General features: G+C 69.9%; 12 protein-coding genes and 2 pseudogenes. 6 read left to right on the plus strand and 8 right to left on the minus strand.

Features of this window, described 5'->3' with window-relative positions; all coding sequences use genetic code 11:
• The 6 genes and pseudogenes from JWP65_RS16050 to xth all read right to left on the minus strand — a co-directional run.
• Positions 1-1,215: pseudogene (locus tag JWP65_RS16050) on the minus strand (YgiQ family radical SAM protein); the annotation flags it as partial.
• A 75-nt stretch (positions 1,216-1,290) separates the two neighbouring features.
• Complete coding sequence (locus JWP65_RS16055) at positions 1,291-2,247, minus strand: aldo/keto reductase (RefSeq protein ID WP_299765489.1); 957 nt, start codon at positions 2,245-2,247, stop codon at positions 1,291-1,293.
• An 85-nt stretch (positions 2,248-2,332) separates the two neighbouring features.
• Positions 2,333-2,776 carry a CHRD domain-containing protein gene (locus tag JWP65_RS16060; RefSeq protein ID WP_299765490.1) on the minus strand — a complete coding sequence of 148 codons (444 nt, stop codon included), beginning with the start codon at positions 2,774-2,776 and terminating at the stop codon, positions 2,333-2,335.
• Positions 2,777-2,836: 60 nt separating this feature from the next.
• The gene (locus JWP65_RS16065; RefSeq protein ID WP_299765492.1) at positions 2,837-3,049 is read right to left on the minus strand and encodes a hypothetical protein; all 213 of its coding nucleotides are present in this window, start codon (positions 3,047-3,049) and stop codon (positions 2,837-2,839) included.
• 79 nt (positions 3,050-3,128) lie between these two features.
• The gene (locus tag JWP65_RS16070; protein ID WP_299765494.1) at positions 3,129-3,779 is read right to left on the minus strand and encodes a hypothetical protein; all 651 of its coding nucleotides are present in this window, start codon (positions 3,777-3,779) and stop codon (positions 3,129-3,131) included.
• A 104-nt stretch (positions 3,780-3,883) separates the two neighbouring features.
• Positions 3,884-4,684 (minus strand): exodeoxyribonuclease III, encoded by an 801-nt coding sequence (xth, locus tag JWP65_RS16075; RefSeq protein ID WP_299765496.1) that lies wholly within the window; start codon positions 4,682-4,684, stop codon positions 3,884-3,886.
• An 89-nt stretch (positions 4,685-4,773) separates the two neighbouring features.
• Between xth and JWP65_RS16080 the strand changes: the two genes are divergently transcribed.
• The gene (locus JWP65_RS16080) at positions 4,774-4,956 is read left to right on the plus strand and encodes a hypothetical protein (protein WP_299765498.1); all 183 of its coding nucleotides are present in this window, start codon (positions 4,774-4,776) and stop codon (positions 4,954-4,956) included.
• On the opposite strand, the gene JWP65_RS16085 is transcribed toward JWP65_RS16080, so the two are convergent.
• Positions 4,953-5,177: a hypothetical protein gene (locus JWP65_RS16085; RefSeq protein ID WP_299765500.1), complete on the minus strand. Its 225-nt coding sequence runs from the start codon at positions 5,175-5,177 to the stop codon at positions 4,953-4,955. The genes JWP65_RS16080 and JWP65_RS16085 overlap by 4 nt on opposite strands.
• Before the next feature lie 59 nt (positions 5,178-5,236).
• Between JWP65_RS16085 and JWP65_RS16090 the strand changes: the two genes are divergently transcribed.
• From JWP65_RS16090 to JWP65_RS16100, 3 genes are all read left to right on the plus strand, one after another.
• Entirely contained in the window at positions 5,237-5,686 is a 450-nt protein-coding gene (locus tag JWP65_RS16090) for a hypothetical protein (protein ID WP_299765502.1), read from the plus strand.
• A gap of 89 nt (positions 5,687-5,775) precedes the next feature.
• Positions 5,776-6,756 (plus strand): Ku protein, encoded by a 981-nt coding sequence (locus tag JWP65_RS16095; protein ID WP_299765504.1) that lies wholly within the window; start codon positions 5,776-5,778, stop codon positions 6,754-6,756.
• A gap of 13 nt (positions 6,757-6,769) precedes the next feature.
• Positions 6,770-7,447: a hypothetical protein gene (locus JWP65_RS16100; protein ID WP_299765506.1), complete on the plus strand. Its 678-nt coding sequence runs from the start codon at positions 6,770-6,772 to the stop codon at positions 7,445-7,447.
• A gap of 15 nt (positions 7,448-7,462) precedes the next feature.
• On the opposite strand, the pseudogene JWP65_RS16105 reads toward JWP65_RS16100, so the two are convergent.
• Positions 7,463-8,205: pseudogene (locus tag JWP65_RS16105) on the minus strand (aldolase).
• Positions 8,206-8,759: 554 nt separating this feature from the next.
• Between JWP65_RS16105 and JWP65_RS16110 the strand changes: the two are divergent.
• Together JWP65_RS16110 and JWP65_RS16115 are read left to right on the plus strand one after the other, a co-directional pair.
• Positions 8,760-9,062 (plus strand): hypothetical protein, encoded by a 303-nt coding sequence (locus tag JWP65_RS16110; protein WP_299765508.1) that lies wholly within the window; start codon positions 8,760-8,762, stop codon positions 9,060-9,062.
• Positions 9,063-10,026: 964 nt separating this feature from the next.
• Positions 10,027-11,997, plus strand: coding sequence for a response regulator (locus JWP65_RS16115; protein ID WP_299765510.1), 1,971 nt, complete (start codon positions 10,027-10,029; stop codon positions 11,995-11,997).
• Positions 11,998-12,188 lie beyond the last annotated feature (191 nt).

Consider the following 12,188-nt stretch of genomic DNA (forward strand, 5'->3'; position numbering starts at 1 on the left):
GATCATTTCCCACGCCGGGATCTTGGTCGCGTGCTCGTGGCTGCCCTGCTCGTCGGCATACGCCGGGTGCGGGCTGCGCGCATACGGCAGGTCGAACACGTAGTCCATCTCCGCCGTGGTCAGCGGAATCGGCGGCGGGTTCAGCCAGACGTCGCGGTCGCCATGCGCCTGCACCAGAGCGCGCGCGTTGCCGGGATTGGTCTCCAGGTGCAGCACGCGGTTGGCGTGGGCGTACAGCACCGGGTCGGACTTGACGGCCTCGTACGACGGCAGGCGGATCACCGAGCGGTCGCGCGGGGGGACCTTGAGCTTGACGCGCGGATTGGGCACGAAGGTCAGCGGATGCGAGGCGCCATCGGCCAGCGGCGCCGGGGCGGCAGCGCCATCCTCTTTCGCGCAGGTCTCGCCCTGCGCCTTGGCCTGGTCGGACGTGGTCAGATAGGGATTGACGTGCTCCTCGACCCGGCCCGGCGCATCCACGCTGGTGGAGTCGATCTGGAACCAGCCTTGCGGCGTGGAGCGGCGCACGAACGCGGTGCCGCGCACGTCGGTGATGTCGGCGACCGGCTCGCGGGCCGCCAGCCGGTGGGCGATCTCGATGATGGCGCGCTCGGCATTGCCGTACAGCAGCAGGTCGCACTTGCTGTCCATGACGATGCTGTGACGCACCTTCTCCGACCAGTAGTCGTAGTGGGCGATGCGGCGCAGGCTGCCTTCGATGCCGCCCAGGACGATAGGCACGTCCTTGAAGGCTTCGCGGCAGCGCTGGCTGTAGACGATGGCGGCGCGGTCCGGTCGCTTGCCCGCCACGTCGCCCGGCGTGTAGGCGTCGTCGCTGCGCGTCTTGCGGTCCGCCGTGTAGCGGTTGATCATCGAATCCATGTTCCCGGCGGTCACGCCCCAGAACAGATTCGGCTTGCCCAGGGCCTTGAAGGCTTCGGCACTGTGCCAGTCAGGCTGGGCAATGATGCCGACGCGAAAGCCTTGCGCTTCCAGCACCCGCCCCACCACCGCCATGCCGAAGCTGGGGTGGTCCACGTAGGCGTCGCCGGTCACCAGCACGATGTCGCAGCTGTCCCAGCCGAGCACGTCCATTTCCTTCCGGCTCATCGGCAGGAACGGCGCAGGCCCGAACCGATGCGCCCAGAACTTGCGGTAGCTGGTGATCGGCTTGGCGGCGCGCGCGAAAAAGGAAACGTCGACGGGGGCGTTCATGGGGTCCTGAAGGGGAACCGGGCATTGTAGGTGGCCGGGCCGCTCCCGGCCCCCGAATGGGTATTGCGGAACGGCTCAGCCGCCGCTGCTGGCCGCATCCAGCACTGCCAGGTCGTCGGGGTCGAGCTGCAACCGCGCAGCCGCCGCGAGTTGCGCCAGTTGCTCGAGCGAGCTTGCACTGGCGATGGGCGACGTCACCCCCGGCCGGGCCAGCAGCCAGGCGATCGCCACCTGCCCCGGCTGGCAGTGCAGGCGCTGCGCCACCTCGTCCAGCGCCGCCACGATCCGCAGCCCGCGCTCGTTCAGGTATTTGCCGACGGTGGCCGTGCCGCGCGCGCTCTTGGCCGCGTCCGCCTCGGTGCGGTACTTGCCGGTGAGAAAGCCGGCGGCCAGCGCATAGAAGTTGATGACGGCAAGGCCCTCGGAGCGGCACAAGGGCGCAAGCTGCGCCTCGAATTCCGCGCGGTCGTACAGGTTGTACAGCGGCTGCAGGCTTTCGTAGCGCGGCAGACCCAGCCGCGCGCTCACATCCAGCGCTTCCCGCAGGCGGGCGGCGCCGTAGTTCGAAGCGCCGATCACCCGCACCTTGCCCTGTTCCACCAGCCGGGCGAAAGCCTCCAGCGTCTGCTCCAGCGGTGTCTCGGCGTCGTCCTTGTGGGCCTGGTACAGGTCGATGCGGTCGGTCTGCAAGCGGCGCAGCGACGCTTCCACGGCTTCGCGGATGCGCGCTGGCTTCAGCCCGATGCGGCCGTCGCCCATGTCCATGCCGACCTTGGTGGCCAGCACCACCTGGTCGCGCCGGCCGCTCGCGGCCAGCCACTTGCCGATGATGGCCTCGGACTCGCCGCCGGCGTGGCCGGGAACCCAGCGCGAATACACGTCGGCCGTGTCGATGAAATTGAAGCCCGCGTCGACCCAGGCGTCGAGCAGCGAAAACGAGGTCCGCTCGTCCGCCGTCCAGCCGAACACGTTGCCGCCAAAGCACAGCGGCGACACCAGGAGGGCCGAGCGGCCGAGGGATCGCTGATTCATTCCTGTTGGTCCTTTGCGTGGGTGACGATGCGATCGAGCCAGTGGGCCAGCTGCCGCTGCTCGGCGCTGCTCAGGCAGCCGAAGACTATGGCCGCAGCTGGCCCCGGATTTCGCCTTGCGGATGGCGAGCCGTATGCAGGTTGACGTACCACTGGCCGGAGTCGAGGTGGTCGGCCTGCTCCGGCGTCAGGCGCAGCTGGCCGCGGATCGGCGGCGCGTTCAGGTTGCCGCTGAAAGGAATGACGATCGGGGCGTTCTGGCCGGGACCGGCCGGGCCGTGGATGTGGCCGCCGGTGACGGGGCCGCTCAGGCCCTGGTGCGTGACGCTCCAGTGCAGCAGCTGGCTGCGCGGGCTGTAGCGCAGCTCGGCCTGCCCGCTGCCGGCGCCGGCCACGGCAGGCACTTCCTGCGCCCCTTCGAGCGCGGCGCGGTACAGCAGGGTTTCGGGGCGGTTCAGGCCGGCGCAGCCGGTGAGCACCAGGACGCAGATGGCGGCCGACAGGGCGGCGGCGCGGAGGGGATGGCGCATCGATGAAATCCGGTGTGAAGCTGCCGGAATGATGCGCCAGAAGCCGCTGGCCGGGGCCGGTCAGCGCTCCTTGGGCAGCGTGCCGCGCGCGGCGTCGAGCTCGTTGGCGCTGGGCGCCACGTTCGGGCCGTCCGGAAAGACTTGCTCGACGCCCGTCGGCGCGCGCCCGGTGGCTTCGCTGCCGAGGGTCTTGTTGCCGCGGCCGTCCGCGTTGCCGCTGTTGTCGTTGCTGCCGCGGTCGGCGTCGGGGCCGATGCTGGTGTTGGTACTCATGGCGCCAATCTAGGATCCGGCGCGGGCCCCGGCTGCCAGCGCTTTTGCCGGCGCCGTGTAGGACGCTGCTGTGCGCTCCTCAGGCGTGCCGGGCGAAGCGCCTGGCGCCGGGCACGGGTGCGGGCGCGGCTGCATACGCGAGCGTGGAAAGGTCCAGTTCCGAATCCTGGAAGTCCGGCGTGAAAGCGGCCTCGCCCATGCGGTCGCCCTGGTGCTGGCCTTGGACCGGGCCATAGGTCTCCGGCGAGATCAGGATGCCGCCGAGCGCCGCGCCCGCCGTCACCTCGGCAGCCCGATGCGGCTGGGCGCCCAGCGGCGTGCACCAGAGCCGGCCCTGGGTGCGGAAGAAGGCCAGCGCGCAGCGGCCGCTGACCACGCCGACCCGCAGTCCGAGGCCGGTCGCGGCGCGTTGCAGCGCCATCGCCATGCGCACCGCGGCGGAAGGGTCTTCGAACGCAACCAGCGCCGTTGCGTGCACGTAAGGATCGAGCCGGCCCTGGTAACGGGCGGCGAGCCGCTGCAGTTCTTGGCGGAAGACGGCCCAGGCGGCGCCCTCGTCGGGTTGCAGCGCCGCGTCGGCATGCACCAGCGTCAGCTGGCGCTGTTCGAAATGGATGCTGGCACGGCCTTCGCCAAGGAAGAGATCCTTCCAGACCGCGGGCGGCAGCTGGTGCAGCACCTTGTCCGAAAGGGCCTCGAACAAAAGGGCCTGGTCGGTGACGGGGTCCATGGGGATTCCCTGTATCTCTAGTAAGTAAATGAAACCACGAGCCAGGCGGAGATCCTTAGGCATTAATGCCGGCCCACCTAGGTTAATTGCTTACAGCAGAAACCCTAGGTCTGGCGGGCGTTTTCCAGTTTGGTGGGGTCCAGCCGAATCCAGGTGGGCGCATGGTCGCTGGCCTTTTCCAGCCCCCTCACCCAACTGTCGACCCCGGTTTGCGCCAGCGCGGGGGCCAGCTGCGGGTTGAGCAGCAGGTGGTCGATGCGCAGCCCGCAGTTGCGTTGCCAGTGCTGGCGAAAGTAGTCCCAGAAGGTGTAGATGGCCTGGTCCGGGTGCAGCTGCCGTACCGAATCGGTCCAGCCCTGGGCCAGCAGGCGCTGGTAGCACTCGCGGGTTTGCGGCTGCAGCAGTGCGTCCTTGCGCCAAGAACGCGGGTTGTAGATGTCGGCATCGGTCGGCACGACGTTGTAGTCGCCGGCCATGACGACCGGATGCCCGCCGTCGACCAGCGTGGCCGCATGCCGGATGAATCGCTCGAACCAGGCCAGCTTGTAGTCGAATTTCGGGCCTGGCTGCGGGTTGCCGTTGGGAAGGTACAGGCAGGCCACGACGATGCCGTCCACGGCCGCCTCCAGATAGCGGCTGTGGTCGTCGCCAGGGTCGCCGGGCAATTCGCGCCGGACCTCCAGCGGCTCGCTGCCGCGCGCCAGGATGGCAACGCCGTTCCACGAGCGCTGGCCTTTCCAGATGGCACCGTAGCCGGCGGCGCGGATCTGCGCGTGCGGAAAGCCTTCGTCCAGCGCCTTCAACTCCTGCAGGCAGGCGACGTCGGGTTGCTCCCGCTCCAGCCAGGCCAGCAGCTGCGGCAGGCGGGTCTTGATGCCGTTGACGTTGAAGGTCGCGATTTTCATGGGCTGGCGGGCCTGCGGCCCCCTCCTACACGACGGCCCCGCCGCGGGGCGTAGATTGAACTGGACGCAGCAACAAGGAGTCGATCCAGATGCCAGATGCAAAGGACAACGCCAAGCAGACCGGGGACGTGCACCCGCCTGAAGTCGAAGACGATGCCCCGGGCTCTTTTGCCGCCGAAGGCCAGGAGAACGAAGCCCGGCCCGGCAAGGGCATCAACCAGGCCGGGTTCCTGAAGGACAGCGAGGGCAGCGCCGGCAAGGACAAGCCCTAGGGCTGGCCACGCCGCACCCGGCGGCGGCTGAACGCCTCGGCCCCGCCGCTGCCGCCGCCGTCCGGGAAGTCATGCGCATCGAGCCGGTCCCGCTGGGGCTTCAACGGCGCCTCGATGATCGTGCTGGCGGAGTTCTCGCCGGCATCCGGCCGGGCCGGCACGGAGGTCGTGGCGCCCTCGCCGAATTTGGCGCGGCTGGAACTGGTGTCTCGCGATTTCATCCGACCAAGGTAAGCCACCGGCCTTTCCCCCGCTGTCGGACAAGGACGCGAACGCAACCATGAAGATTCTTTTCGCCCTGCTGCTGGCCCTTCCCGGCTGGCTGCAGGCCCAGCCCGACCCGCTGAAGTCGCCGGCCTGCGCCCAGGCCCTTGCCGGCCTCGATGCGGCCCGCGCCGACGCGCGTGGCGCGCAAGTGCCGGCGTTGCGCAACCAGGCGGCGCAAGCCTGCCTGGGCGGCAACCCTGCGCTCGGCCGCACGGCACGCGTGCTGCAGGCGCCGATCACCGTGCCGCCGCCGGCCCTCACGCCACCGCCGCTGCCGGAAACAATGGCGCAACCGCGCCGGCCGCCGCCACCCGTGGCCCTCGCCCGGCCCGCGCTGCCGGCGCTTTGCGACACCGGCGGTTGCTGGGCGAGCGACGGCGGCCGGTTGCGCCATGTCGGCCCGAACCTGGCCGGCCCCACCGGCATGTGCGCTCAGCACGGCGGCCAGGTCCTTTGCCCTTGACTCCCACCCCCTGCACCCTCTTTATGCCCAGTCCTACATCGTCGGCGCGGGTCGGCCTCTACCGTGACAAGGCTGCCAAAGGAACCGTTATGCCTGCTCCCACCAGCTCCCGCACCCTGTGGAAAGGGGCCATCAGCTTCGGCCTGGTCCACATCCCGATCACGCTGCATTCGGCCACGGCGGAAAGCCGGATGAAGTTCAACCTGCTCGACAAGCAGACCATGAGCCCGGTGGGCAACAAGCAAGTGAACAAGGCCACCGGCGACGCCATGGCGCGCGAGGAGATCGTCAAGGGCTTCGAGGTGGAAAAGGACCAGTACGTCGTCTTGACGCCCGAAGAGATCAAGGCGGCGCTGCCGCGAACCACCGGCATGATCGAGATCGAGGCCTTCGTCGAACGCGAGCAGATCCCCACTGTCTACTTTCACAAGCCCTACTACGTCAGCCCGGGCGGCAAGGGTGGGCAAAAGCCGTTCGCGCTGCTGCGCGAGACGCTGGAGCGAACCGGCAAGGTGGGCATCGCCCGAGTGGTGATCTCCACCAAGCAGCACCTGGCGGCGCTGATCCCGCGCGGCAACGGGCTGGTGCTGAACCTGCTGCGCTGGGAAGACGAAGTGCGCGACGTCGCCGGGCTGGCCTGGCCCGGCGAGGACATCAAGGTGAGCGCGGCCGAACTGAAGATGGCCGAACAGCTGGTCGCGGCCATGGCCGGCGGCTTCCAGCCCGACCTGTTGCGCGACGAGTTCCGCGAAAAGCTGATGGAACTGGTGGAGCAGAAGGCGCGCGACGGCGGGCTCAGGAGCGTCACCCCGCTGCCGGGCGAGGAACAGCCGGCCGGGGCCGAGATCATCGACCTGACCGAGTTGCTGCGCCGCAGCTTGAAGGGCAATGCGGCCGCGGCTCCCGCGCCGGCCCGCAAGACCCCGGTGCGCCAGCCGGAAGCGGCCGCCAACGACGACACGCCGCCGGTGCGCAAGGCGGCGGCCCGCAAGTCACCGGCCACGGCGCGCGCCAGCGCCAGCGCCAGCGCCACCAGCGCCAAGCCGGCCAGCCGGCGCAAGAGCGGCTGACGGATCGCCTCGCATGAAGTTCAGGATCGCAGGGGCGCTGGTCACCGTGGCGGCCCTGGTGGCGTGCGGCGACGGCGACCGGGTCCCGACCACTTCGGTGCTGGGCGGCGTCAGCAGCGGCCCGCGCCCGGCCGCCTCCGCCCCATTGACCGACAGCAGTGGCCGCCCCATTCCCGAGCCGCCCCTGCCAGGCAGCGCCCAGGCCCAGGTCGTGCGCTCCGATGCCAACGCAGCGCTCGCGGTGTGGCTGCAGGACAAGCGCGTGGTGGCCGCCGCCTGGGCGCCCGCCACTGGCTGGAGCGCGCCGGCGCCGCTCGAGGAAATTTACGGCGAGGCCAGCCAGCCGCAGCTGGCCAGCAACGGCCGGGGTGCCGCGCTGGCCGTGTGGCAGCACACGGTGGGCAGCATCCAGAGCCTGCGCTTCAGCCGCTTCGACGCCAACGGCTGGAGCTTGCCGGACGTGATGCCGGGCGCCCTGCCGCGGCCGCCCGCCGCCCTGGGCCAGGCGGGCGCCGGCGCGCCGCAACTGCACATGGATCCGCAAGGCAACGCCTTGGCCCAGTGGCCCAGCGGCTTTGCCGCCGACCAAGTGCAGACGGCGCGCTACGTCGCCGGCCGCGGCTGGACACGGGCCTTGAGCGAGCCGGTCACGGCCACGGCGACCCAGCCGGCCACCACCTCCGTCCAGTAGGAGCCTGGCGCCGGATCAGCGCAGCAGGCGGCGCAGGCTCTCGAAGAACAGGTCCGACTGCATCCGCTCACCGAGCGTCTGCACCGCAACCCGCGCCGCCAGCTCCGGCGCCACCGGCAGCAGGCGCCGGCCGGTGGAGTGCGCCAGCACCTGCGCCATGCAGGCCCGCTCCAGGTAATACATGTCGTCAAAGGCGTGGGCCACCTGCTGGCCGCAGACGATCACGCCGTGGGTGCCCAGGAACACGACGTCGGCGTCCTGCATGGCGCGGGCAATCCGCTCGCCTTCGCCAATGTCCAGCGCCAGCCCGTTGTAGTGGGCGTCCACGGCAGTCCGGCCATGGAAGCGCATCGCGTTCTGCGACAGCGTGGTGTCCAGCGCCCTGGCCGCCGTCAGCGTCAGCGCAGTCGCGTAGGGCATGTGGGTGTGCAGCACGCAGGCCTTGCCGGCGACGCGATGCACCGCCGCGTGGATGAACAGCGCGGTCGGCTCCACTGCGTGGTTGCCTGCCAGCACCTTGCCGTCGGCGTCGACCAGCACGATGTCCTGGGCCTGCACCTCGCTCCAGTGCAGCCCGCGCGGGTTCAGCAGGAACCAGTCGGGGTGCCCCGGCACCGCCGCGCTGAAGTGGTTGCAGACGCCTTCGCCGAGCCCGTGGTGGCGGCCGCGCGCAGTGCCAGGGCCAGGTCGCCGCGCAAGGCCCGCAGCGGTGTCGAATGGAAAAGGTCTTGCGCTTGCGCCGTGCCCGCATCGTTCATCGTCGGCTCCCCCGGCCAGCATGCGTCCACCGCGGACACATCGCGTTGCACCGGATGAGGCATTGTCCTACCGGCGCGCCGTCCAGCCACTGACAGCAATGCGCGCCTCTCGGCTCACACTGCCGCTAGATTGAGAGCTCGAGGTGCAATAGTGAATCGAAAACCACGGGCCGGACCGGCCCGGTCATCACGCAAGTCACCCGAAAGCGGGCCGGCCTGGACGCAGCAGGACCAGCACAGCGGTGAAGGTTCGGCCAGCGCGCTGGAGAGCCTGCGCAAGCTCGAAGACAGCCGCCGGCCACCGGCGCGACCCGGAACCGACGGCGGCGACGAGCCCCAGGACTTGTCGAGTTAGGTAAGCATGGCGCATGACGTCCAGCGATGTGAATTGGCGCGCGCGTGCGCTGCTGCGGGCCACCGCGACGGGACTTCGGGGGAACTTTGCGCAGCACAGCGGGAGGTTCCCGTCGGACGGCCGGTGCAGTCCGGGTCTTACAGCCGTGCTTTCGATGCCCTCCCACAATCGCTGAACCAACTACACAGGGAGTCTGATCATGCGTAAAACCTCTTTCGTCCTCGCCGCCGTCGCCGCTGCTTCGTTCGCCCTGGTCGGCTGCGATGTGCAAAAGACCCAGGAAGGCAACGTCACCACGCCGAAATTCGACGTCTCCAAAACCCAGGAAGGCAACGTGACCCTGCCCAAGTACGACGTCGACGCGCCCAAGGTCGACGTGACGACCGAGAAGAAGGAAGTGGACGTGCCGAAGGTCGGCGTCTACGTGGAAAAGGAAACCATCGCCATTCCGAAGGTCGACGTCACGCCTGCCAAGGACCGTGACGACGCCGCCAAGAAGTAAGCTTCTCGCCGAGTCCGCTCCATGGAAATCGGGTCGGCTTGCCGGCCCTTTTTCATTGGTGACGCCGCGCGACAATCACGGCCCAGGTGCACTGGCCGCAAAGCGTCCTGACGGCGACTTTCGTCCGGCTGATCCCAGCGGCCCGTCATTCGACACGAAGGCCACGTCGGCGTCGCGGCCATGCGCCACCACGATCCGCCCGCCGCGCGGCTGTGCCTGCGTGGCATCGAAGGCGCACCAGCCGGCCCAGGGACACGTGGTACCAGGCGTGCATGTCCATCGGCTCCATCCAGCTGGCAGGTAGCCCACCAGCGCGCCAGCCGGCAGCGCCAGGCTGCGGCCCGGCGCGACGTCCTCACGGCCGAAGTCGCGGCACACCCCCTGTGCCCTGTGCCCTGCGCCCTGTGCCCCCCGCCCTGCGCCCTGCTCCAGCGTCCGCAGGCATTGCGAAGCCACCGATCATCGGCTGCGGCGCGCTGCTTGGCGCAGGTCGACGATTGGCTCACCCCCGTAGCGGTAGGCGAGGTTTGTCGCGGATCCAGTCGTTGATCCGCTCGGCCTGCGGATAGCCGGGCGCGCCGCCCATGACGTTTTGGCGGGCGCGCTCCTCCGGGCCCGGTCTGCGCCGTGATCGAGCTGTCGCCTGGCGGCAGGGCAAACGCGGGCACAAGTTGCCGAACGGATCCACGTACTCGGACCCCGGCACCCAGGGCGCGATCTCGTAGCGCTCGGCCACCACCGGCTGGGCGTCGCCGCTGCGCGGGTGCAACACTGCCAGCAGCGGGCAACGAAGGCATGGGACGCCAAGCGCCGCCACAGGACGGTCGGTGCACCGGGCATGGCTCTTCCGTAGGACGAAGTCCTGCGCCGGCGCGGGCAGTTGTCTGGCACCCGTGCCGGACAAGTCCCCCAGCGCATTCGTCCGCCCCGCCGCTGGCGCAATCGGTCTTAGACTGCCCACGCCGTGCCACATACGCCCATTCCTGCCAATGTCCTGATCGTCGATGACCAGCCCGCCAACCTGCTGGCGCTGGAGGCGGCGCTGGAGCCGCTCGCCGTCAATCTGGTGCGCGCCATGTCCGGCCTGCAGGCGCTGGCCGCGCTGGAGACCGGCGACTTCGCCGCCGTGCTGCTGGACGTGCGCATGCCCGGCATGGACGGCTTCGAGGTGGCGCGCGAGATCCGCTCGCGGCCACGCACCCGCTTCACGCCGATCCTGTTCGTCACCGCCGGCGACGACCCCGACGAAGCCATGATGGCGGCCTACGCCCTGGGCGCCGTCGATTTCCTGGCCAAGCCGCTGCGCACGGCGGTGCTGCAGGCCAAGGTGGGCGTGTTCGTGGAGCTCTATCGCAGCAAGGAGGAACTGCGGGCGCGCGAGCGGCGCGACTTCGAGCAGCGCCTGGAGGCCAAGGAAGAGCGCTACCGTACGCTGTTCGAGTCGATCGACGAGGGCTTTTGCGTGATCCAGCTGCTGCGCGACAACGACGGCCAGCTGCGCGACTACCGCTTCGAGGAAGCCAACGAGGCGTTCGTGATGCACACCGGCCTGGCCGACCCGGTCGGCCGCTCGATCCGGGAAGTGGTCCAGGGCGAGGACCGGCGCTGGCTCGACATTTATGACCGCGTTGCCAGCACCGGGGAGGCCACCCGCTTCGTGGAGGAATCGAAGGCGATGAACCGCTGGTTCGACGTCTACGCCGCGCGGCTGGGCGGCCCCGGCAGCGACCGGCTCGCGGTGATCTTCTCGGACATCACGCAGCGCCTGCTGGCCGAGCAGGACCTGCGCCGGCTGGCCGACGAACTGGCCCAGGCCAACAAGCGCAAGACCGAGTTCCTGGCCACGCTGGCGCACGAGCTGCGCAACCCGCTGGCGCCGCTGAGCAACGGCCTGCACCTGATGCGCATGGCCGGCGGCAAGGCGGAGCTGGTGGAGAAGACGCGCCAGATGATGGAGCGGCAAGTGCAACACATGGTGCACCTGGTGGACGATCTGCTGGACGTGGCCCGCATCAGCACCGGCAAGGTGGAACTGCGCCGGCGGGCCATGGACCTGCTGGAAGTCGTCGCCACTGCGGTTGAAACCAGCGGTTCGCTGATCGATGCCGCCGGCCACAAGCTGCAGCTGGAGCTGGCGCCCGGGCCGCTGGCCATGGACGCCGATCCCACGCGCATCGCCCAGGTGGTGAGCAACCTCCTGAACAATGCGGCCAAGTACACGCCGCCCGCCGGCACCATCCGCCTGCAGGTGCGGCGCGAAGGCGACGAAGCCGTGCTGTCGGTGAGCGACACCGGCATCGGGATCGCCCCGGACTCCATTGCCAAGGTGTTCGAAATGTTCGCCCAGGTCTCGAACGGGGAGCGGCCGCAGGGCGGGCTCGGCATCGGCCTGTCGCTGGTGCAGAGCCTGGTGGTGCTGCACGGCGGCAGCATCGCCGCCACCAGCCCGGGGCCGGGCCTGGGCAGCACCTTCACCGTGCGGCTGCCGCTGGCCCCGCTCGCGCTCGACGGCCAGCCCGCCGCTGCCGGCACCGCGGTGCCGGCGCCGGGCCAGCTGGACGTGCTGGTCGTCGACGACAACACCGACGCCGCCGAAAGCCTGGGCGTGCTGCTGGAGATGGAAGGCCACGCCTCGCGCATCGCCCACAACGGCAAGCAGGCGCTGGCCATGGCTCAGGCGCGGCCGCCCGACGTCGTGTTCCTCGACATCGGCCTGCCTGACGTCAGCGGCTACGACGTGGCCCGCTCGCTGCGCGCCATGCCGCCACTGACGCAGACCTTGCTGGTGGCCCTGACCGGATGGGGCACCGAGGACGACCGCCAGAGGACCCGCGAAGCGGGCTTCGACCTCCACCTGACCAAGCCGGCCGAACTGTCGGCCGTCGAGGAACTGCTGCGGGTCGCGGCGCAGGCGAAGTCGGCGCGGTCTTCCTGAACACGGCGCGGGCCTAGGCCCGCGCCAGCAGCTGCCGCGCGATGCGCTGCAGCTCGGGCACCAGCAGATCCACCACCGCATCCTCGGCGATCGCATTGCGGGCTTGCGCCCACACCGCCCCCAGCGCCTCGCGACCGGCGGCGACGGCCGCCGACACCCCGCTGCGCCAGGCGGGCGGCAGGCTGGCGGCC

The sequence above is a fragment of the Ramlibacter sp. genome, assembly GCF_028292805.1.
Lineage (GTDB): Bacteria > Pseudomonadota > Gammaproteobacteria > Burkholderiales > Burkholderiaceae_C > Ramlibacter.

What these genes read in the sequence shown, in the direction of transcription:
- JWP65_RS16055 (WP_299765489.1), bottom strand. Translation starts at nt 2,247, where the DNA reads ATGAATCAGCGATCCCTCGGCCGCTCGGCCCTCCTGGTGTCGCCGCTG.
- JWP65_RS16060 (WP_299765490.1), bottom strand. Translation starts at nt 2,776, where the DNA reads ATGCGCCATCCCCTCCGCGCCGCCGCCCTGTCGGCCGCCATCTGCGTC.
- JWP65_RS16065 (WP_299765492.1), bottom strand. Translation starts at nt 3,049, where the DNA reads ATGAGTACCAACACCAGCATCGGCCCCGACGCCGACCGCGGCAGCAAC.
- JWP65_RS16070 (WP_299765494.1), bottom strand. Translation starts at nt 3,779, where the DNA reads ATGGACCCCGTCACCGACCAGGCCCTTTTGTTCGAGGCCCTTTCGGAC.
- xth (WP_299765496.1), bottom strand. Translation starts at nt 4,684, where the DNA reads ATGAAAATCGCGACCTTCAACGTCAACGGCATCAAGACCCGCCTGCCG.
- JWP65_RS16080 (WP_299765498.1), top strand. Translation starts at nt 4,774, where the DNA reads ATGCCAGATGCAAAGGACAACGCCAAGCAGACCGGGGACGTGCACCCG.
- JWP65_RS16085 (WP_299765500.1), bottom strand. Translation starts at nt 5,177, where the DNA reads ATGAAATCGCGAGACACCAGTTCCAGCCGCGCCAAATTCGGCGAGGGC.
- JWP65_RS16090 (WP_299765502.1), top strand. Translation starts at nt 5,237, where the DNA reads ATGAAGATTCTTTTCGCCCTGCTGCTGGCCCTTCCCGGCTGGCTGCAG.
- JWP65_RS16095 (WP_299765504.1), top strand. Translation starts at nt 5,776, where the DNA reads ATGCCTGCTCCCACCAGCTCCCGCACCCTGTGGAAAGGGGCCATCAGC.
- JWP65_RS16100 (WP_299765506.1), top strand. Translation starts at nt 6,770, where the DNA reads ATGAAGTTCAGGATCGCAGGGGCGCTGGTCACCGTGGCGGCCCTGGTG.
- JWP65_RS16110 (WP_299765508.1), top strand. Translation starts at nt 8,760, where the DNA reads ATGCGTAAAACCTCTTTCGTCCTCGCCGCCGTCGCCGCTGCTTCGTTC.